This window comes from Paracidobacterium acidisoli (assembly GCF_003428625.2).
Lineage (GTDB): Bacteria > Acidobacteriota > Terriglobia > Terriglobales > Acidobacteriaceae > Paracidobacterium > Paracidobacterium acidisoli.
On the sequence record NZ_QVQT02000002.1, the window covers coordinates 646944 to 666638 of the forward strand.

The 19695-nt window shown below is 61.7% G+C and carries 23 protein-coding genes; 14 read left to right on the forward strand and 9 right to left on the reverse strand.

Features of this window, described 5'->3' with window-relative positions:
* Positions 1–108: 108 nt before the first annotated feature.
* Positions 109–1866 carry a capsule assembly Wzi family protein gene (locus D0Y96_RS06545; RefSeq protein WP_350448987.1) on the forward strand — a complete coding sequence of 586 codons (1758 nt, stop codon included), beginning with the start codon at positions 109–111 and terminating at the stop codon, positions 1864–1866.
* 184 nt (positions 1867–2050) lie between these two features.
* Here the strand turns inward: D0Y96_RS06545 and D0Y96_RS06550 are convergent, their stop codons facing one another.
* From D0Y96_RS06550 to D0Y96_RS06570, 5 genes are all read right to left on the reverse strand, one after another.
* A complete protein-coding gene (locus tag D0Y96_RS06550) occupies positions 2051–2635 on the reverse strand; it encodes a DinB family protein (protein WP_117298523.1) in 585 nt (194 codons plus the stop codon).
* Complete coding sequence (locus D0Y96_RS06555) at positions 2635–3492, reverse strand: glycine betaine ABC transporter substrate-binding protein (protein WP_350448988.1); 858 nt, start codon at positions 3490–3492, stop codon at positions 2635–2637. The genes D0Y96_RS06550 and D0Y96_RS06555 overlap by 1 nt, the downstream gene beginning before the upstream one ends.
* Positions 3493–3580: 88 nt before the next feature.
* Positions 3581–4261, reverse strand: coding sequence for an ABC transporter permease (locus tag D0Y96_RS06560; RefSeq protein ID WP_117298525.1), 681 nt, complete (start codon positions 4259–4261; stop codon positions 3581–3583).
* Entirely contained in the window at positions 4258–5034 is a 777-nt protein-coding gene (locus D0Y96_RS06565; RefSeq protein WP_117298728.1) for an ATP-binding cassette domain-containing protein, read from the reverse strand. Before D0Y96_RS06565 ends, D0Y96_RS06560 begins: the two co-directional genes overlap by 4 nt.
* A gap of 155 nt (positions 5035–5189) precedes the next feature.
* Complete coding sequence (locus tag D0Y96_RS06570; protein WP_434090773.1) at positions 5190–5933, reverse strand: AAA family ATPase; 744 nt, start codon at positions 5931–5933, stop codon at positions 5190–5192.
* Between the two features lie 358 nt (positions 5934–6291).
* Between D0Y96_RS06570 and gap the strand changes: the two genes are divergently transcribed.
* The 4 genes from gap (at position 6292) to D0Y96_RS06590 (ending at position 10299) form a co-directional block, all read left to right on the forward strand.
* A complete protein-coding gene (gap, locus tag D0Y96_RS06575; protein ID WP_117298526.1) occupies positions 6292–7296 on the forward strand; it encodes a type I glyceraldehyde-3-phosphate dehydrogenase in 1005 nt (334 codons plus the stop codon).
* Positions 7297–7598: 302 nt separating this feature from the next.
* Complete coding sequence (locus D0Y96_RS06580; protein ID WP_117298730.1) at positions 7599–7973, forward strand: RidA family protein; 375 nt, start codon at positions 7599–7601, stop codon at positions 7971–7973.
* Between the two features lie 83 nt (positions 7974–8056).
* Positions 8057–9271, forward strand: coding sequence for a phosphoglycerate kinase (locus tag D0Y96_RS06585; RefSeq protein WP_117298527.1), 1215 nt, complete (start codon positions 8057–8059; stop codon positions 9269–9271).
* Between the two features lie 308 nt (positions 9272–9579).
* Positions 9580–10299: a GIY-YIG nuclease family protein gene (locus tag D0Y96_RS06590; protein ID WP_117298528.1), complete on the forward strand. Its 720-nt coding sequence runs from the start codon at positions 9580–9582 to the stop codon at positions 10297–10299.
* A 31-nt stretch (positions 10300–10330) separates the two neighbouring features.
* Here D0Y96_RS06590 and D0Y96_RS06595 read toward each other — a convergent pair whose 3' ends face one another.
* The gene (locus D0Y96_RS06595) at positions 10331–10774 is read right to left on the reverse strand and encodes a type II toxin-antitoxin system VapC family toxin (protein ID WP_117298731.1); all 444 of its coding nucleotides are present in this window, start codon (positions 10772–10774) and stop codon (positions 10331–10333) included.
* Positions 10771–10998 (reverse strand): type II toxin-antitoxin system Phd/YefM family antitoxin, encoded by a 228-nt coding sequence (locus D0Y96_RS06600; RefSeq protein WP_117298529.1) that lies wholly within the window; start codon positions 10996–10998, stop codon positions 10771–10773. Before D0Y96_RS06600 ends, D0Y96_RS06595 begins: the two co-directional genes overlap by 4 nt.
* Positions 10999–11139: 141 nt before the next feature.
* Between D0Y96_RS06600 and tpiA the strand changes: the two genes are divergently transcribed.
* Positions 11140–11892: a triose-phosphate isomerase gene (gene tpiA / locus D0Y96_RS06605; protein WP_117298530.1), complete on the forward strand. Its 753-nt coding sequence runs from the start codon at positions 11140–11142 to the stop codon at positions 11890–11892.
* A gap of 213 nt (positions 11893–12105) precedes the next feature.
* Here tpiA and D0Y96_RS06610 read toward each other — a convergent pair whose 3' ends face one another.
* Complete coding sequence (locus D0Y96_RS06610) at positions 12106–12414, reverse strand: Rieske (2Fe-2S) protein (RefSeq protein ID WP_117298531.1); 309 nt, start codon at positions 12412–12414, stop codon at positions 12106–12108.
* 98 nt (positions 12415–12512) lie between these two features.
* On the opposite strand from D0Y96_RS06610, the gene D0Y96_RS06615 reads away from it, so the two are divergent.
* The 5 genes from D0Y96_RS06615 (at position 12513) to D0Y96_RS06635 (ending at position 15309) form a co-directional block, all read left to right on the forward strand.
* Positions 12513–12689 carry a hypothetical protein gene (locus D0Y96_RS06615; protein ID WP_158562263.1) on the forward strand — a complete coding sequence of 59 codons (177 nt, stop codon included), beginning with the start codon at positions 12513–12515 and terminating at the stop codon, positions 12687–12689.
* A complete protein-coding gene (locus D0Y96_RS06620) occupies positions 12689–13642 on the forward strand; it encodes an alpha/beta hydrolase (protein WP_117298532.1) in 954 nt (317 codons plus the stop codon). Before D0Y96_RS06615 ends, D0Y96_RS06620 begins: the two co-directional genes overlap by 1 nt.
* 90 nt (positions 13643–13732) lie before the next feature.
* Positions 13733–14419, forward strand: a complete 687-nt coding sequence (locus D0Y96_RS06625) for a M48 family metalloprotease (RefSeq protein ID WP_117298732.1) — start codon at positions 13733–13735, stop codon at positions 14417–14419.
* A gap of 172 nt (positions 14420–14591) precedes the next feature.
* Positions 14592–14870, forward strand: a complete 279-nt coding sequence (locus D0Y96_RS06630; protein WP_117298533.1) for a FitA-like ribbon-helix-helix domain-containing protein — start codon at positions 14592–14594, stop codon at positions 14868–14870.
* Entirely contained in the window at positions 14863–15309 is a 447-nt protein-coding gene (locus tag D0Y96_RS06635) for a type II toxin-antitoxin system VapC family toxin (RefSeq protein WP_199480194.1), read from the forward strand. Before D0Y96_RS06630 ends, D0Y96_RS06635 begins: the two co-directional genes overlap by 8 nt.
* A 49-nt stretch (positions 15310–15358) precedes the next feature.
* On the opposite strand, the gene D0Y96_RS06640 is transcribed toward D0Y96_RS06635, so the two are convergent.
* Positions 15359–16153, reverse strand: a complete 795-nt coding sequence (locus tag D0Y96_RS06640) for a prolipoprotein diacylglyceryl transferase (RefSeq protein ID WP_117298534.1) — start codon at positions 16151–16153, stop codon at positions 15359–15361.
* 94 nt (positions 16154–16247) lie between these two features.
* Between D0Y96_RS06640 and hpt the strand changes: the two genes are divergently transcribed.
* From hpt to D0Y96_RS06655, 3 genes are all read left to right on the forward strand, one after another.
* Positions 16248–16796, forward strand: coding sequence for a hypoxanthine phosphoribosyltransferase (gene hpt, locus D0Y96_RS06645; protein ID WP_117298535.1), 549 nt, complete (start codon positions 16248–16250; stop codon positions 16794–16796).
* 30 nt (positions 16797–16826) lie between these two features.
* Positions 16827–17606 (forward strand): deoxyribose-phosphate aldolase, encoded by a 780-nt coding sequence (gene deoC / locus D0Y96_RS06650; protein WP_117298536.1) that lies wholly within the window; start codon positions 16827–16829, stop codon positions 17604–17606.
* 153 nt (positions 17607–17759) lie between these two features.
* A complete protein-coding gene (locus tag D0Y96_RS06655; protein ID WP_350448990.1) occupies positions 17760–19574 on the forward strand; it encodes a SpoIIE family protein phosphatase in 1815 nt (604 codons plus the stop codon).
* Positions 19575–19695: the final 121 nt, after the last annotated feature.

Consider the following 19695-nt stretch of genomic DNA (forward strand, 5'->3'; position numbering starts at 1 on the left):
CAAAACTTGTTTTCGCCCACGCATTCATCTAGCCTGACAAAGAGATCCTTTGACGCAACGCTCCGCCGCACAGGCCGGCACCAAATTCCCCTACGACTTGAGGTGTGAGTGAAACTTCTCTCTTCTCTCTGCACGCTTCTGGCGCTTGGAACCATCCTGCCCGCCCTTTCGGCGCAGACTACGGCTTCCTCGCCGGCGGCAAATCAGTCCCCCGCTCCCGTCAGCTACCATCCGGAACCCTCCGTGATCTACACCAGCGCACAGGGCTCCACCTACGTCCCCGTGGACAGCTGGATCTACCCGGCTCTCGACCGCCTGCACGGACTCGGCTATGTCGATACCGCCTTTCTCGGCCTGCGCCCCTGGACGCGCCTCAGCATCGCGCACATGCTTCAGGAATCCGCCGACCGCATCGACGCCGACACCAGCGACGACGATGCGCGCGAGATCTATCTCGCCGTTCTCGGCGAGGTGCAGCCGGACATCGACAGCTCCACGGCCATCGAGCACCCTCACTCCGAGCTCGAAAGCGTCTACTCGCAGTTCCGCGGCATCAGCGGAACGCCGCTCCGCGACAGCTATCACCTGGGCCAGACCCTCGTTGACGACTACGGCCGCCCCTATGCCGAGGGCTTCAACAACTACACCGGCTTCAGCGCCCGCGCCGAGGCCGGACGCCTCACGCTCTACTATCGCGGCGAATATCAGCACGCTCCCGGCTATACCGGCTACGACACGTCTCTCGCCCAGTACCTCTCGGAAACGGTCGATGGAGTTCCCTGGATTCCAGGCCAGCGTCAGGACACCATCCCTGCGGGCATCATCCCATCGGCCGACAGCTCACGCGTCCTCGAGGCGAACCTCTCGTATCACATCCTCAATCACGAAGTCTCTTTCGGTAAAAACGATCACTGGCTCGGCCCCGATAAAGGCGCCAGCATGCTCTGGAGCAACAACGCCGAAGACATCTACGACTTCGAGATCGATCGCGTCGAGCCGCTGCGCATTCCGCTGCTCTCCCGTATTACCGGCCCCTTCCGTTACGACTTCTTCGTCGGCAGCCTCAAGGGCCATACAGATCCCAACTCGCCCTGGGTACACATGGAGAAGGTCAGCTTCAAGCCCACGCGCGATCTTGAGTTTGGCTTCGACCGCCTCGTCATCTGGGGCGGCAAAGACCACACGCCCATTACAATTCACACCTTTCTCAAGAGCTTTTTCAGCTTCCAGAACGTTACCGCTGCTGAAAAGCTAGGTCGTGACGACCCTGGCGCCCGTTTCGGCACCTTCGACTTCAGCTACCGTCTGCCCTTCGTGCGCAACTGGCTCACGCTTTACAGCGATTCGCTCGTTCACGACGATGTCAGCCCCATCAGCGCGCCGCGCCGCTCCGGCATTCGCCCCGGCATCTATCTCTCCCATTTCCCCCGCCTTCCGCATCTCGACATGCGCGTCGAAGCCGCATCCACCGAGCCCGTCAGCAGCGCCCTGAATAATGGCCGCTTCCTTTACTACGAGGCCGTGCAGAAGCAGGGTCCCACCAACAAGGGCTTCCTCGTCGGCGACTGGATCGGCCGTCAGGACAAAGGCGGTCAGGCGTGGCTCACCTGGCATCTCTCGCCGCAGGAGAACATTCAGTTCACCTATCGCAATGCCAAGGCCTCTCCTAAATTTTTCACCTACGGCTCAACACAGAACGACTACGAGGTCTCAGTGACGAAACGCTTCATGAAGGACTATGAAGTGCATGCCTGGGTCCAGTACGAGGGCTGGAAGATCCCCATCTATCAGCCCGGCGCTCACAGCGATACAACCGTGACCGCACAGTTCACCTGGTATCCGCATCACGAGTCGAAGCAGTTTTGAACGAGAGCGAAGAAACGGTCAGCTGAAAAGCGGTTAGCTGATAAAGCGGATAAAGCGGATAGCGGAACTCCGGTCAGCTAAAAAGCGGTCAGCAGCCAGGCACAATGTCGGTCAGCGATACGGCGGCCAGTCAGATACTGGCTGCTGGCCGTTTCATCCCTGACCGCTTCTTCACTGGCCGGTTTTAGCTGGCCGTTTCCTGGCCGGCCGGACGTTCGCTGACCGCTTTTTCGCAGCTCCCGGCAATCTTCGCCGTCACCACCGCCTGCCCTACATGCCTCTGCGTGTGATCGGCGCAGTGTACCAGCAGCCCTCCAACGCTTGTCGGAAGCATCTTTCTCCCCACGCCGCGCGCCTCTTCGAGATTCGCCCCGGCAAAGGCCTGCGTGCGCCGCACCGCATCGTCTATGCCGGCTCGAAACTCCGCGAACAGCGCATCGTGCGCCGCTCCCGGATCGAGCTCCGTCTTCAGCGACGCAATCTGCTCGCCGCTCAGCTGCTTCCCTTCCGCATACGACAGCAGCCGGTCGAGGCTCCGTACGATATGCCGCAGATGAAACGCCACCGGAGCAATCTCCGCCGGACGCGCATTCAGCTGCTCCTCCGTCAGTGGTCCGCACCACAGCTCCACATCTTCCTTCGCCAGCTCCAGCGCATGCACCACCGCGCGAATCGCTGCCGGCACATCGCCATGCGTTCCCCGCAGCCACGGTTCCGGTTGTATCGGGGTCCCCGGCGAGCGCAGCTCGCTGGTGGGATGTTCACTCATCACAATCTCCTTTTCTGTCGAAACTCTCTTACTACGATTGCCACGTCGCGATGCTCTCCATCGATGGCTTCATTCATCCCGCGCATGTCGTCAGCGGATATCTTACCCGCCAGCGCATCGAGCGCGGTCCGTATCTGCGGCCACCGCCGCAGCGCATCCTCGCGCACCAGCGGAACCGCCTGATACGGCGGAAAGTAGTGCTTATCATCTTCGAGAACGGTCAGCCCGAAGGCCGCAATCGGTCCGTCCGTCGTATTCCCCGCAATCATGTCCACCTGTTTCTGATTCAGCGCCCGGTACAACAATCCCAGGTCCATCACTCTGGGCGGAGCCGCAAACTTCAGCCCATACGCCTGGCTCAATCCCTGTAAGCCATCCGGACGCTCCTCAAACTCATACCCCACGCCCAGCCGCCACTTCGGAGCATAGCGGGCCGCCTCGCTCAGCGTCTTCACTCCCAGGCGGCGCGCATCGTCCCCGCGCACAATCATCGCAAACGAATTCTCAAATCCCAGCGGCTGCGCCACCGTTACGTCATATTTCTGCGCATACAGCCGCCGCACCGTATCGAGAACCCGCGCCGGGTCACGATCCACCGGCTGCTTCAGAATCGCCGTCAGCGCCGTCCCCGTGTACTCCACATACGCATCGATCCGCCCTGCGATCAGCGCCTGATGGCAGATGTAGCTGCCGGCAAGATAAAAGTGCCGCTCGACCTTCAGCCCCGTCTTCGCTTCGATCTCCTGCGCCAGCAGCTCGCCCAGAACCACCTGCTCCGTAAAATTCTTCGCTCCGATCACCGGATGATCCGGCCGCGGCGGTCCGCAGCTCGCCATCAGCAGAGAGAAAATCGTCACAACGACAGTGACAAATATCCGCCATGCCTGCCGGGTGCCCCACATCCGGATTTTCGGATGTGGGTCTGTACCCACTTTCCGCTTCACTTCAGACACCCCGCGCCGCGCCCGGCACTCTCGTCCACCGCTCCAGCAGCCCCAGCATCGCATCCGCTGCCAGCGCCAGCAGCGCCGCCGGAATCGCCCCCGCCAGCACCGTCCGGTTATCCACCGACGCCACACCCTGAAAGATCAGCTCACCCAGTCCGCCTGCGCCCACTGCCGCCGCGATCGTGGCAATGCCCACGCAGGTCACCGTCGCCGTGCGCAGCCCTGCCAGCAGAAACGGCGCCGTCAGCGGCAGCTCCACCTTGAAGAGCCGCTGCCGGTTCGTCAGCCCCAGCGCCCGCGCCACCTCCGTCACCGCCGGATCGATCCCGCGAATCCCCGCATAGGTATTCCGCAATATCGGCAGCAGCGCATAGCCGGTCAGCGCGACGATCGCGATCCGCGCCGCCCGTTCGCCCAGCCACGGCAGCGGCAGCAGAAAGCCGAACATCGCCAGCGACGGAATCGTCTGTACCACATTCGCAAGTCCGATCACCAGCCCCGCCCAGCGCGGATGCCGCGTCAGCCATATCCCCAGCGGCACGCCGATCCCGGCGGCCAGCAGCATTGCCGCCCCCGTCAGCCACAGATGCTCCACCGTGAGCGTCACGATCTCCGCGCCATGCTGCGACAAAAAGCCCTGCGCCCAAAAGCCCGCTGACAGCGCCGGAGACAGGGTCATCGCCGTCCTCCCGCCGCGCCGCTCTGCAGCGCGTCTTCGCCGCGGCGAAAGGCCTTCACATACGCCCGTACTTCTTCATGCTCCGCGTTCAGAAAATCATGCGCCGGCAGGTCCGCCAGCACACGCCCTGCCCCCATCAGCACAATCCGGTCCGCCAGATACAGCGCCTCTTCCAGATCGTGGGTCACCATCAGGACCGTCTTCTTCAGCTGCCGCAGCAGATCGCGCAGCATCTGCTGCATCTCCGCGCGCGTCAGCGGGTCCAGCGCGCCCAGCGGCTCATCCATCAGCAGAATCGACGGATCAGCGGCCAGCGCCCGCGCCACACCCACGCGCTGCCTCTGCCCGCCGGAGAGCTGATGCGGATACCTCTGCGCAAACTCCCCCGGAGCCAGCCCCACCCGCTCCAGCAGCTCGCGGCCACGCGCCGCGCGCTCCTCGCGAGACGCGCCCTTCACCTCCGGAACAATCTCCACGTTGCGCGCTACCGTAAAGTGGGGAAACAGCCCCGTTTCCTGAATCACGTATCCGATGCCCCGGCGCAGCGCTGTCACGTCTTCTCCGGCTACGTCGCGCCCCTGCACCAGCACGCTGCCCTCCGTCGGATCGATCAGCCGGTTTACCAGCCGCAGCAGCGTCGTCTTTCCCGCGCCGCTGCGCCCCAGCACCGCTGTCGTCGAGCCCTCCTCGAGCACCAGACTCAGATCGTCCAGAAGCCGCCGTCCGTCCGCGACCGTCAGCGTCACCTTCCGAAATGCAATCGCGGCCGGCATGCTCTCCAGTGTAAGCGCTGCCTGAAGATCCGCTTTTCCCGGTGCTCTCTCGAAAGACGCCATGCCCAAATCCCAGGATGCAGGAATCAAATCCTCTGCAAATGACAAAAGCCGGGCCAAAGCCCGGCTTTCGACAGCATTCTCTCTGTGTGGAACTACGCGCCTTCGATTTCCGTCGCGGCACCACCCGCCGCCGGGCTCTTCACCCGCACCAGCGTAATCTTCGAGAAGCCTTCCTTGAACGACGGCGGTCTCAGCCGCTCCGCCATCTTCTGCATCACTTCGTCGCTCACCACACGCTCGCGACGGCTGTTCCGCTCCATACACACTTCAAGTGGAACATCAAAGAAGACGGCCTGCACTTCGTATCCAAAGCTCTTGGCCATCTTGATCCACTGCCGCCGCTCGTGCGGCGACAGGTTTGTCGCGTCGACGTAGTTCCACGGCATCTTCGCAATCAGCCGCGCGCGCAGCAGCGAGCGCAGCGTCGAAAACACCAGTCCCTGGTAGCGCTGTTCGGTAATATCGTCGAACAGAATCGACCGCAGCATGTCGCTTGACAGCGGCGTCACGCCCCGGCGCTTGAACCAAGTTGTCTTACCCGAGCCCGGCAACCCGATCGCCAGCACCACAAAGCCCTTCGGGTTCCGCGCCACACCGGCCGCCTGCGGCTCCGGCGGAGGCGTCGAGGGCGACTCCGGCTGTGTCTCCACAACCAGCCTGCCCGCCGGCTCCGCTGCTGCCTCGGCAACCGTTTCAGGCTCCGCCGCGGCGGCTCCGTCTTCGGCTTCTTCCGGCTCCGCTGCCGACTCTTCCGGCAGATCCTCCGGCTCCGGTTTGGCGCCCTTGCCCTCCGACTCGTACGACGGCCGCAGAGGCGTAGGCTGGTCCACCGGTATCTCCCGGCCTGTTTTTCCTGTGGCTTCCGAATTATTCGGTCCACGCTTCGAACGTTTTCTCATGAGTCCGCGCATCCATTCGCGCATAGCATATCGTCGCGCAATTCGCGCATACTTAGTCTGTAACACAGACCGCTCCGCGCCTCAAATCCGCCGTACATTTGGTACCACGCTCATCACTCCCGCGTCCTTTTCCCGGCAGCGAAATCCAGGATGGAACTTTCATCCCATTGACCAACCCTGATAGCATCTGTAATTGGTGGCCCGCGGGCATTCGCTGTCCCGCATAACAGAACGGATTGTGCCACATTTATTCCTGTTCCACTCTGAACCACTGACCTTAAGGAGAAAGCAATACATGGCAGTCAAGGTTGGCATCAACGGCTTCGGCCGTATCGGACGCAACGTCTTCCGCGCAGCGCTCGGCAATTCCGACATCGAAATCGTAGCCGTCAATGACCTCACCAGCCCCGCAACTCTGGCCCACCTTCTCAAGCACGACTCCATCCTCGGCAACCTGAAGAACGAGATCACCGCCAGCGAAGACTCCATCTCCGTGGACGGCAAAAAGATCCGCGTCTTCGCCGAGCGCGACCCCGCGAAGCTTGACTGGACCTCCACCGGCGCCGAGATCGTCGTCGAGTCCACCGGCATCTTCACCGACGCAACCAAAGCGAAGGCGCACCTCCAGGGCTCGGTGAAAAAGGTCATCATCTCCGCCCCGGCCACCAACGAGGACATCACCGTCGTCCTCGGCGTCAACGACGGCAAGTACGATGCGGCGAAGCACAACATCATCTCGAATGCCTCCTGTACCACCAACTGCCTCGCGCCCGTCGTCAAGGTGCTGCACGAGCAGTTCGGCATCGTCAGCGGCATCATGACCACGATCCACAGCTACACCAACGATCAGGTCATCCTCGACTTCCCGCACAAGGACCTCCGCCGCGCCCGCGCTGCCGCGATCAACATGATCCCCAGCTCCACCGGCGCCGCCAAGGCCCTCAGGCTCGTCATCCCCGAGATGGCCGGCAAGCTCGACGGCTTCGCCATCCGCGTCCCAACCCCGAACGTCTCCGTCGTCGATCTCACCTTCATCTCCGAGAAGCCCGCGACCGTCGAGACCGTCAACGCCGCGCTGAAGGCCGCCTCCGAAGGCGAGCTCAAGGGCATCCTCGGCTACGAGACCGGCGAGCTGGTTTCGAGCGACTTCAAGGGCGACGCCCGCTCCTCGATCGTCGATTCTCCGCTGACCAAGGTCGTCGGCCAGTCAGTCAAGGTCATCAGCTGGTACGACAACGAGTGGGGCTACTCCAACCGCGTCCGCGACCTCATCCTCTTCCTCGCGAAGAAGGGTCTGTAAACTATCCGTTTTCCGGGACTGTATTAGTCTCCGGGACTGCATTGGCAGTCCCGGAAAACGTTCTGTATCAGGGCACGGCTTTAGCCGTGCCACAACCATCTCAAAATCGCGCGGCTTTAGCCGCTGAGAGATGGGCTTCCGGCAAACTGCAGAAACCCCGCATCGGTCATCCATGGGCGGATGCGGGACTGAAGGTTCTTAAGAGTTGCCATCCCGGCCGGACTCTGAGCGAAGTGAAAGAGGCAGCGGAGGGATATGCTTCTCAGTATTCATCGGCAGTACGCACTTTCCTGGAGTACTCCATGCGTCAGAACATCTCCGGTTCATCGCCCTTTGAACCCATCATCGGCTTCTCCCGCGCCGTCCGCGTGGGCAACTCCGTACATGTCTCCGGCACCGGGCCCGTGGGAGCCGACCAGGCCGATGTTGCCGGCCAGACCCGCCACATCCTCGAAATCATCCGCGCCACGCTTGAGAAATCCGGCGCAAAGCTCGAAGATGTTGTGCGTACGCGTATGTACCTCACCCGGGCCGAGGACTGGGAAGCGGCAGGCCGCGCACACGGCGAATTCTTCGGCTCAATCCGTCCTGCGGCAACCATGGTGGTTGTAGCCGCGCTTCTCAACCCTTCCTGGCGCATCGAGATCGAGGCTGACGCCGTTATCGAAAGCCTTTGAAGGGTACGGGCCTCCCGCCCGCACCTCAACCGCTGAAACAACCAGGGATCTGTGTCCCTGAAAAAGACTTCCGGAAATCGAATATGTCGAAACTTTCCATCCGCGACCTCGACCTTGCGCATAAACATGTCTTCATGCGCGTGGATTTCAACGTGCCGCTCACCGACGACGGCTCTGAGATCACCGACGACACCCGCATCCGCGAGACCCTGCCTACTATCGAATACGCGCTGCGCCACAAGGCCAAGCTCATCCTCGCCTCGCACCTCGGCCGCCCCAAGGGCAAGGTGAACCCGAAGTACAGCCTGCGCCCCGTCGTCGACCGGCTCCGCGTCCTGCTCGACCATCACCTCGGCGAAAAGATCAACGTTGCGTTTTCTCCCGACTGCGTCGGCGACATCGCCACCGAGCTCTCGCGCCAGCTTGAGTCCGGCCAGGTTCTGCTGCTTGAAAACCTGCGCTTTCACGCCCAGGAAGAGGCCAACGATCCGGCCTTCGCCAAACAGCTCGCCTCGCTCTGCGAGCTCTACGTCAACGACGCCTTCGGCAGCGCCCACCGCGCCCACGCCTCCACGGAGGGCATCACCCACTTCGTAAAGCAGTCCGCCGCCGGCCTGCTCATGGAGAAGGAGCTGCAGTACCTCGGCAAGGCCCTCGAAGAGCCCGCCCGTCCCTTCGTCGCCATCCTCGGCGGCTCCAAGATCTCCGGCAAAATCGACGTGATCAATAACCTGATCGACAAGGTGGACACCCTCATCATCGTCGGCGGCATGGCCTATACCTTCCAGCGCGCCCTCGGAGTCACCACCGGTAAATCGCTCGTCGAAGAAGACAAGATCGGCGTCGCCAGAGAGGCGCTCGATAAGGCAAAGGCCAAAGGCGTGACCCTCCTGCTGCCCGTCGACAACATCCTCGCCGATGCCTTCTCCCCCGACGCCAAAACCCAGGCCTGGGATACCAGCAAAGACTTCCCCGCCGACTGGCAGGGCCTCGACATCGGTCCCGAAAGCGTAAAGCTCTTCTCCGCCGAGATCGCCGAAGCCGAAACCATCGTCTGGAACGGCCCCGCCGGAGTCTTCGAGTTCCCCCGCTTCGCTGTCGGCACCAACGCGATCGCCGAAGCCGTCGCCGCTAATCAGGATGCAGTCACCATCGTCGGCGGAGGCGATTCCGTCGCAGCGGTGAAACAGGCCGGCGTCGCCGACCGGATCAAACACATCTCCACCGGCGGCGGAGCCAGCCTCGAATTCCTCGAAGGCAAAAAACTCCCCGGCGTCGAAGCACTGACGAATAAGTAAAGAACAAACAACAAGTAAACGATGCCTAACAGGCCGCATCTGACAAAGCAAAAACTCAATCGAAGCCCGGTTTACCGGTAGAAGCACCGGGCTTCAGCCCGGTGAATAAAGCCAGGATTTTCGAGGGGCTTTAGCCCTGGACCGTTTCTTTATCATTTGTCAAACGCTGCTGGAATCAGATAGTGGGCCGATTGAAATTGGTTTTGTATCAGGGCACGACTTCAGTCGTGCCGCAGACATCAGAAAATGTGCCCGGGCTTTAGCCTCGAAGAATTATCCTGCGGTTACAGAAGCTACTGAATGTACCGATGAACAAGCAAGTCATCATCGACGAAATTCGCCGCATTGCAGAATCTGATGGAGGGATTGCACCCGGAAGAGACAAATTTGAAAAAGAGACTGGCATCCGCGAAAGCAAGTGGCGCGGTATTTACTGGCTTAAGTGGTCTGAGGCAATCGTCGAAGCTGGATACAGTCCTCGTGAATTTCAGGCTGCATACGCAAAGGATCTGGTCTTATCTAAACTTGCTGGCCTTATCAGAAAAAAGGAGCGCTTTCCAACTAGTACGGAAATTCGGATGGAAAAGCAAATTGATCCCGAATTTCCATGGGACAGCGTTATTAGGCGCCTTGGTGCTAAGGCGACATTGATTCGTTTAGTTCGTGATTTTTGTCAAGATCGCGATGAATTTCGAGATATCGTCGAATTTTTGCCAGTTTCTCCTGAAATTCACGACGGTAAATCAGCTAATTATTCTCACAAATCAGAACTTGATGGATCGGTTTATTTACTCCGGTCGGGCAAGTTCTACAAAATTGGCCATACCAGAGATATGGGCCGACGAAGTTACGACCTTCGGATTCAACTCCCGGAAAAAGGGATACTCGTTCACGAAATTAGAACCGATGATCCAGAGGGTATAGAACAATATTGGCACCGTCGGTATGCAAATAAGCGCGCGAACGGCGAATGGTTTTCTTTAACGCAGGAAGACATTACAGTCTTCAGGCGTAGAAAATTTATGTAAAGGATCGAATGCGCAGCGCTTTCCCCATTCATTACCCCGCCGCATTCATCGCCCGGAAATGCCCCTGCCCTGACATCTCCAGCAGCGCCTTATCCGCTGTCACCAGCGTGGCTCCCAGATGCCGCGCCGTCGCCACCAGTATCCGGTCCGCCGGGTCAGAGTGCATCTCCCACGGCAGCCGCGTGCTGGCAACCGCAATCTCCGGCTCCAGCGCAATCAGCCGGATGCCCGGCTTTTCCAGCACCTCGCGCAGCCATTCCATGACATCTGCCTTCAGCTTCAGCCGTCCCTTGCTGACAAGCAGTGCAATCTCCCAGGGCGAAATCGCCGAGACCGCGATTCGCTGCTCCCGCGCCGCCCGGTTGATCTCCCGTTTGGCCTGCGGTCCCAGCCTCGGATTCCCTTCGACCGACCACACCAGAGCATGCGTGTCGAGCAGGAGGGAAGGCGCTTTCCGCGAGGCCGGCTCTGTCACTGCGCCGCTTCCCACTCATTTTCCAGCGGAGAAATAATGTCGCCCTGCCACACAACGCTTCCCCGCATCGATCCCACGAGGTCGCCCTCAGGCGGCATTGGCACCACCTTCGCCACCGGCCTGCCATGTTTGGTAATCACCAGCGGCTCATTCGTCCGCGCAACTTCATCCAGCAGTTTCAGGCACTTCGACTTGAACTCCCCTGCCCCGATTGTGGTAGACACAGCATCTTCCTCCCATAGTCACCGACTATAGTCATATTATACTCTACGCCCATGAAAACCTGCCTGCCGCGCGAGTCGCCCTGTTTTCCAATCCTGCGAGCTCATCCACTAAAATCAAGTCGAGGAATTCATAAAAAAAACATGTCACGCAAACCACTCATCGCCGCCAACTGGAAAATGTATAAAACCCCCGCTCAGGCGCAGGAGTTCGTCTCCGCCTTTCTGCCGCTCGTCGCCGGCCATGACCGCGATGAGATCGTGCTCTGCCCCTCCGATACGTCGCTCGCGGCCGTCATCCCCGCCGTCGCCGGATCGAATATCGCCGTCGGCGGCCAGAACATGCACTTCGCGGATGAGGGAGCCTACACCGGCGAGACCTCGCCGCTCATGCTCAATGCCATCGGCGCCACGCACATCCTCATCGGCCACTCCGAGCGCCGCCAGTATTTCAACGAGACCGATGAGATGGTGAACAAAAAGCTTGCCACCGCGCTGAAGCACAAGCTCACGCCCATCGTCTGCATCGGTGAAGTTCTCGCCGAGCGCGAAGCCGGACACACCGACGAAGTCCTGCGCAAACAGATCACCCTCGCCCTTACCGGCGTCACGCCCGAAGACGCTGAAGCCATCGTCGTCGCCTACGAGCCCGTCTGGGCCATCGGCACCGGCAAGACCGCCACGCCCGAGATGGCCGCTGAAGCCCACCTGCTCATCCGCAGCGAGATCGCCCGCCGCCTCGGCCGCAACATCGCCGACAGCATCCGCATTCTCTACGGCGGCAGTGTGAAGCCCGACAACGCCACCGCGCTCCTCAACCAGCCCGAGATCGACGGAGCCCTGGTCGGCGGCGCCAGCCTCGATCCGAACTCCTTCGCAAAGATCGTGAAGTACTAAGACGAGCGAAGGAACGGTCAGCGAAGAATCGGTCAGCTGATAAAGAGGACAGCCGAAGGCCGGATGGCAAACTGCAGAAAACCAAACACGACAGAGACAAAAGAAGGCTGCGGTTTCATCGACCGCAGCCTTTCTGTTTTCGCTGACCGCTTTTTAGCTGACCGGACTTTAGCTGGCTGCTTTATCAGCTGACTGCTTCATCAGCTGTCCGCTTCACAGCTGAACCAATACATCCTCGCCCTCGACCTTCAGCTCGTACAGAGTCACCTTCACGTCAGGGTTGTGCACTGCCGCTCCGGTCTGCAGATCGAAGGTCCACGCGTGCCATGGACACACAATCTTTCCCTGCTCCACCAGCCCCTGCCCCAGCGGCCCTCCGCGGTGCGGACACAGGTTATTCATCGCCGACAGCTTTCCATTCGCCATCGCAACGCAGATCTGCCGGTCTCCAACCTCAAACTCTTTTGCCTCGCCCTCCCACGGCAGCTCCGCCTTACTGCAAATCCTCACCAGTTCCGCCATCTTTCTCACACTCCCCAGATTGGTCATCGCAAAATGAAATTTCGTCTCACATTCGCATGGAGCGAACCAGCAACACAGCGTGCTACGCTCAATCCAGAATGCCTGAAGTACCGCCTGCGAATCCACCCGCGCCCGCTCAGCCCGCCACCGGCCTGTGGTGTCCCGTCTGCGCCCGCTCCGTCAGCGATCCGCTCGTCTGCGGAGACTGCTCCGCCGTCATCTGCCGCGTCTGCGGCACTCCGCTCGAGTCTCCCGACGAGCTGGCCTTCGGATAATGTCCTCCAAAACTCCATCGCGGAAAGCCGCAAAACCTTCAGCCGCAAAGCATCCTCCCGGATGGATCGATCCGCTCGCGCCGCAGCAGCCTCTCGTCAGCGGCCGGTGGCTGCTCTCCGCCATCGCTATCATGCTCGCCGCAGCCGCAGCCTGCGCTTACGGAGCGCTCTGCCTGCTCTTCTACCAGGGCCAGTGGCAGATGCTCTTCCACCCCTCGCGATCCGTCGCGCAGACACCATCCTCTGCCGGTCTCCACTACGACGATATCCGCTTCGACTACACCGAGACCGGCCTCGCGCGCCTCACCGGCTGGTGGATTCCCGCCGCGCCCAACGCCCGCTACAGTGCCGACACCATCCTCTACCTGCACGACGGAAAAGGCTCGCTCTCCGGCTGCCTTCCGCAGCTTACCGCCCTGCACCGTCTCGGCATCAGTGTCTTCGCCTTCGACTACCGCGGCTTCGGCAAAAGCTCCGGCGCGCATCCCACCGAGCGCACCGCGAATGACGATGCCGCAGCCGCCTGGTCGTACCTTACCGACACACGCCATCTCCCCGTCCGCTCCATCGCCGTCTACGGCCGCGGCACGGGAGCCACTTTCGCCGCCGCTCTGGCCGTGCGCTATGCGCCGCCCGCCGTCATCCTCGAAGACCCCAACCCGCCCGCTCGTGTAATCTTCCATGCCGATGCCCGCGCCCGCATATTGCCACTGTGGCTGTTACAAAACGAGTTCCTCGACCCCGCGCCTGCACTCGCACGCCTGAGCACACCCAAACTCTTCCTCGATGCAGGCTCCGCTCACGCCCGTACCGCCGAGCTTTGCAGCGCCGCCTCCGATCCAAAAATCTGTTCCGATCTGCGCGGAGCCGGAAGCGATCTCCGCGACGAAACCCTCCGCCGCTTCCTCGACCAGGTCTTCGCAGCACCGGCGGACACCGCTTCGCGGCTCTGAATCCGGAGCGCCCATACCCATCCAGGTCTTTGCGCCCGAAGAGCGCGCGCGAGGACGGCGAATCCCTGAGCCCCTGTATCCTTGAATTACGTGAACCCCGAACTCATCCGTATCTTTCAGGAGGAATACCGCGCCCTGCGTCCGCGTGCGCCCATGCCTCCCATCGAGGTCCGCTTCCGCCGCTTCACCAGCCTCAACACCACCATCCGCCTGCGCGAAGGGCATATGAAGGTCTCGCTCTCCGACCTGCTCGAAGGCGCTCCGGAGGCCATCCTGCGCGCCATCGCGCACATCCTCGTCGCCAAGCTCTACCGCAAACCCATCGACTCCGCGCACGCCGGACGCTACCGCCGCTTCACCACCAGCGAGGCCATGGTCCGCCAGAGCGAGCGCATCCGCCAGACACGCGGGCGCAAGCGCATCTCCACTCCGAAGGGCGATCAGTACGATCTCGATGAAGTCTTTGAGAGCTTAAACCAGCGCTTCTTCCACGGGCTCATGGGCCGCCCGCAGCTTACGTGGAGCGAGTACACCGCGAAGCGCCTCCTCGGCCACTACGACCCGGCGCACAACACCATCATGATCAGCCGCGCCTTCGACCGGAAGAACACGCCGCGCTACGCCATCGAATACCTGATGTACCACGAGATGCTGCACCTCCGTCATCCCGTGAAATCGAAGAACGGCCGGCGCTGCGTCCACTCCCGCGCCTTCCAGGCAGACGAAAAACTCTTCCCCGATCTCGACCGCGCCCTCGCCTTTTTGAAGACACTGTAAGGAGGCACAGAGCGGCCAGCGCAGAAGCGGTCAGGAAAAAGCGATCAGCCCCAAAAACATCAGTGGTTTATTTCAGATTTAACCAGCCGTCTTATCGCTGGCCGTTTCACCACTGGCCGTGTTTCTCCTGACTGATTTATGCATGCAATGCAGTCAATGCTATCATTGCTGTATGGCTACACTTACCATCCGCAAACTCGACGACTCCGTCAAGGCAAAGCTGCGTATCCGCGCCGCCGAGCACGGCCGCTCCATGGAAGAGGAAGCGCGGGAGATCCTGAGCGATGCGATCGCACCCTCGCCGGTACCGCGTGAAATGAACATGGCCGACCGTATCCGCCGTCGCTTCGCCCCGCTCGGCGGCGTCGAGCTGAACCTTCCTGAGCGCCTCATGGCGCGTGAGCCAGTCGATTTCAGCGGGCCCGAGTACGGCACATACGACGATGAGTAGTGCCACTCCCGATCCCATTCTGATCGTCGATACGAACGTCCTGTCCGAAGCGATGCGTCCTAAGCCCTCTGCCATCGTGCTCCGATGGCTGGCGCAGCAGCCTGTGGAATGTCTGTACACCACATCGATCACCCAGGCGGAAATTCTTTCGGGAATTGAGCGCATGCCTGCAGGCCGAAGGCGCAGAAATCTTTACGCTCACGCTGAAGCCATGTTCAGGGAAGACTTCGCCGGCAGAATCTTCCCCTTCGCCAGCGAAGATACTGCAGCGTATGCGCACATTGCTGCTCAAAGAAAAGCGAAAGGCCGGCCTCTCAAAGAGTTCGATAATCAGATCGCCGCCATCGCCCGCTCCCGCGGCGCAGCGCTCGCCACCCGCAACATCCGCGACTTTGAAGGCTGCGGCATCCGCCTTATCAATCCCTGGGAGACGAAGTAGCGAATCTGGGTCCATTCTTCCCGAAAGGAAGAACCGCAGGGCAATCCTTCTATCCTGCCGCCGCAGTCGCTTTTGCTTTCCCAGGCAGCACCGGCAGCGCCTTTGACTTCGCCCACATCACCAGGCCCGCGCCCACAATCACCGCGCCGATGCTGGCCATCTGCGCGTTGCTCATGCCCCAGTAGAGCTTTGGATTGATGCGCACAAACTCCACCAGAAACCGCGCGATCCCGGTGTAGATCAGGTATTCGCCCGTCATCTCGCCCAGCGGTCTGGCGACTTCGGGCCGTCCCCGCCGCCACAGAACCCAGGCAATCACCAGCGCCGCGATCAGCTCGTAAATCGGCGTCGGATGCACCCTCACGCCCGGAGGCGTCGGCACCAGCCCATGCGGAAAGCCCATGCCCCACGGCAGCTTCGTCGGAATCCCGTAATCCCCATCGCCGGAGACCAGGCACCCCAGCCGCCCCACACCGTATCCCACAGCCGCCGCCGAGGCCGAAAGATCCAGCATCGCCAGGCTGCCGACTTTGTACACGCGGCCCTGCCACATCAGCGTCAGAATCGAGGCAATCAGCCCGCCGTACCACGCAAAGCCCGCGCGATCAAAGAGCAGATCCGCCGGATGCAGCATCAGAGCGTGCGGCGTCTCCAGCACGTGCCACAGCTTCGAGCCGATCACGCCCATTACCGTCGCCACGGCAACGATGCTGATCGCATCCGCTTCAATCTTCCAGCGCCGGAAGTTGCGATGCAGCACCCAGCAGGCGCACACCGCGGCCAGCCAGAGCATAATGCCGAACGTTCCCAGGGAAAAACGGCCAAGGTGAATAAATGGATACATAAGTTAAGAAAGTCTATCCTCCAGTATATCCGTCCACACGCGCCGCCTCCCGCGTCCGCTCTTCCACAAGGCGGTTTCACGCTAAACTTGAGGTGTGAGCACACCGACCGCAGTCGCAGGACTCGAAATCCTCTTCAGCCGTGAACAGATCCATCAGCGCGTCGCCGAAATCGGCCGGCAGATCGATCAGGACTTCGCCGGTGAGCGCATCATCCTGGTTGGCGTGCTGAAGGGCGCCGCCATCTTTCTCTCCGACCTTGCGCGCAACATCTCCATTGAAAACACCTTCGACTTTGTCGCCGTCTCCAGCTACGGCAAGGGCCAGCGCACCTCGGGCGCCGTCCGCCTCATCAAAGACCTCGACGCGCACATCGAGAACAAAAACGTCATCATCGTCGAAGACATTCTCGATACCGGCCTCACCCTCTGCTTCCTGCGCAGTCTCTTCGAGCAGCACAAGCCCAGGTCGCTCCGCATCGCCGCCCTGCTCGACAAGCCCTCCCGCCGCCTCGAAAAAATCGACGCCGATTACGTTGGCTTTACCATTCCGAACCAGTTCGTCGTAGGCTATGGAATGGATTATGCGGAGCGCTTTCGCAATCTGCCCGACATCTGCCTCATGCCGCCCGATTTCCCCGAATAGCGCACCTTATCTTCCCCAGGAGTACAACGCATGAGCGCACCTCTGATAGACGATCCTGAGCTGGAGGCTGGCAGCTTCGACGCCGAAGCCTTCGCCGGCCACGCGCTCGCCTCTCCGCAAAACCTTGCCGCCGTCCTCGATCACACGCTGCTCAAACCCGAAGCGACTCGCGATCAGGTGGCAAAGCTCTGCCGCGAGGCCGCCGAATACCGCTTTGCCTGTGCCATGGTCAACCCCGTCTGGGCAGCCTTCGCCTGCTCCGAGCTCGCCGGCTCCGGCGTTCCCGCCGGTGTCGTCATCGGCTTCCCTCTCGGCGCGTCGCTGGCCACCACCAAACGCGACGAGACCGCGATCCTCGTCCGTCTCGGCGCCCACGACATCGACATGGTGCTCAACATCGGACTGCTCAGGTCCGGCGACAACCGGGCCGTCCAGCAGGATATCCGCGGCGTGGCCGAGATCGCCCACGATGCCGGAGCCATCGTCAAAGTCATCCTCGAGACCTGCCTGCTGAATGTCGAAGAGAAGCTCCGCGCCTCGGAGCTGGCCATCGCCGCCGGAGCCGACTTCCTCAAGACCAGCACCGGCTTCTCCACCGGCGGAGCCACCCCGGAAGACATCGCGCTCATGCGCGGCGTGGCCGGCAGCCGCTGCGGCATCAAGGCCTCAGGCGGCATCCGCACCCTCGACGACGCGCGCAGAATGCTCAGTGCCGGAGCCAGCCGCATCGGCGCCAGCGCCTCCGTCGCCATCGTCCGCGAGCTGACCCAGGGTTCAGAGCGCGGCGCTCAAAACACCGGCGGCTACTGAGAAACGCCGTCCGTCTCTGTGCGCAACCGCTATCCCAGGAAAATGGTTCGCATCAGGATATAACTCAAAAGTGGCTGCAGGCTCCGCCTTGTATTCGGTACCCTGTCCTCGGGAGCGCTGAGCCCTGTATCATTTTTCGTCGACAGGAGAATCGTGTCCGAACAGTCTCAGAACAAGCCCGGCGAAGAAGTATTTGAAGGAGACTACCGGCCCAGCTCTCCCGAGGCGCTGACCAGCCCTGGTCAGGCGCGCGTCGATCCCCTGCAGACCGAATTCCTGATCCGCCTCGCCGACGCCCTCAACACCACCCTCGACCTGCAGACGCTGCTCGAGCGCACCGCCTCGCTCGTCCGCGCCGTCATCGACTACCGCATCTTCGCCATCCTGCTGCTCAACGACCGCACCGGCGATCTCCGCATGCGCTTCCAGCTCGGACACACGCCCGAGGTCGAGCGCATGCGCATCAAAATCGGCCAGGGAGTCGTCGGCGATGTCGCCCAGCGCCGCGAGCCCATCCTCCTCAATGACGTCACGCAGGTGTCGAACTACATCAACGCCAACCCCGACGTCCGCTCCGAGCTCGCCGTTCCGCTCATCGTCAAAAACCGCCTCATCGGCGTCATCGACATTCAGTCCGAACAGCCCGGCTACTTTTCCACCGAGCATCAGCGCCTGCTCACCCTCACCGCCTCGCGCATCGCTCAGGCCATTGAAAACGCCCGCCTCTACACCCGCGTGGCGCGCCAGGCGCAGACCCTTCAGGTGCTCAACGAGATCAGCCGCGAGCTCACCTCCATCCTCGACCTCGACGAGCTGCTCGAGCGCATCGGCCAGCTTCTCCGCCGCATCATCGACTATCAGATGTTCTCCGTCTGGCTCGTCAATGAGCGCGACCGCCTGCTCGAGGCCCGCTTCGCCACGCGCTTCGGCGAGCGCCTCGACATCACCGTCAAGCTGCCCGTCGACGAGGGCCTTTGCGGCATCGCCATCGCCGAGCGCCGCGTCGTCAACATCCCCGACGTGCGCAAAGACCCGCGCTACCACATGATGAACCCCGAGACGCGCTCCGAGATGGCCGTCCCGCTCATCCACAAAGGCGCCGTCATCGGCGTCCTCGACATCGAGCACACCCGCACCAGCTACTTCAACGAAGACCACGAGCGCGCCGTCACCACCCTCGCCGCCCAGGTCGCCATCGCCATCGAGAACGCCCGCCTCTACCAGCGCGTCACCCAGCAGGAGCAGCGCCTCGAGCGCGATCTCTCCATGGCCCGCGAAGTCCAGCTCCGCCTTCTGCCGCCCGCGAAGCCGCAGCACAGGCGCGCCGAGTTCTCCGCCCGCTTCGTCCCCGCCCGCACCATCGGCGGCGACCTCTACGACTTCCTGCAGTACGACGAAAACCGCAGCGCCATCGCCCTCGGCGACGTCAGCGGCAAGGCCGCGCCCGCCGCGCTCTATGCCGCCCTGGTCAGCGGCATCATGCGCTCCGTGTCGAACCAGCATCTCTCGCCCTCCGAGATGCTCCGCACCCTCAACGACGCCCTCCAGGAGCGCCGCCTCGACTCGCAGTACGTCGCCATGCTCTTCGCCGTCTGGAACGACGAGAACCTCACCCTCCAGATCGCCAACGCCGGCGCCGTCCAGCCGCTCTTCTGCCGCTCCGGCGAGGTCGAGACCATCAAGGCCGAAGGCTTCCCCCTCGGCATGTTCCCCAACGCCGAATACGAGGAGTTCAGCCTCGCCACCCAGCCCGGCGATTCGCTCATCTTCTTCAGCGACGGCATCCCCGACGCGCAGAACAGCGCCGGCGAGATGTATGGAAACGAGCGCCTCATCGCCTGCGTGCGTAAAAACCATCAGAAATCCGCCTCGAAGATCGCCGAAGCTATCATCGGCGAAGTGGCAAAGTTCCAGGGCAAACGCGAGCGCTTCGACGATGAAACCGTCGTCGTCCTCCGAGTCCTCTGACCCCGGCGCTTCATATCACAAGCCCTGCTCCAGGATCTGTGAAAATTTCCACACCGAGACGCTTTTCCCAAAGCGGCATCGTATGGTACTGAAGTTGCATTCGGGACGCCGAAAAGATCGG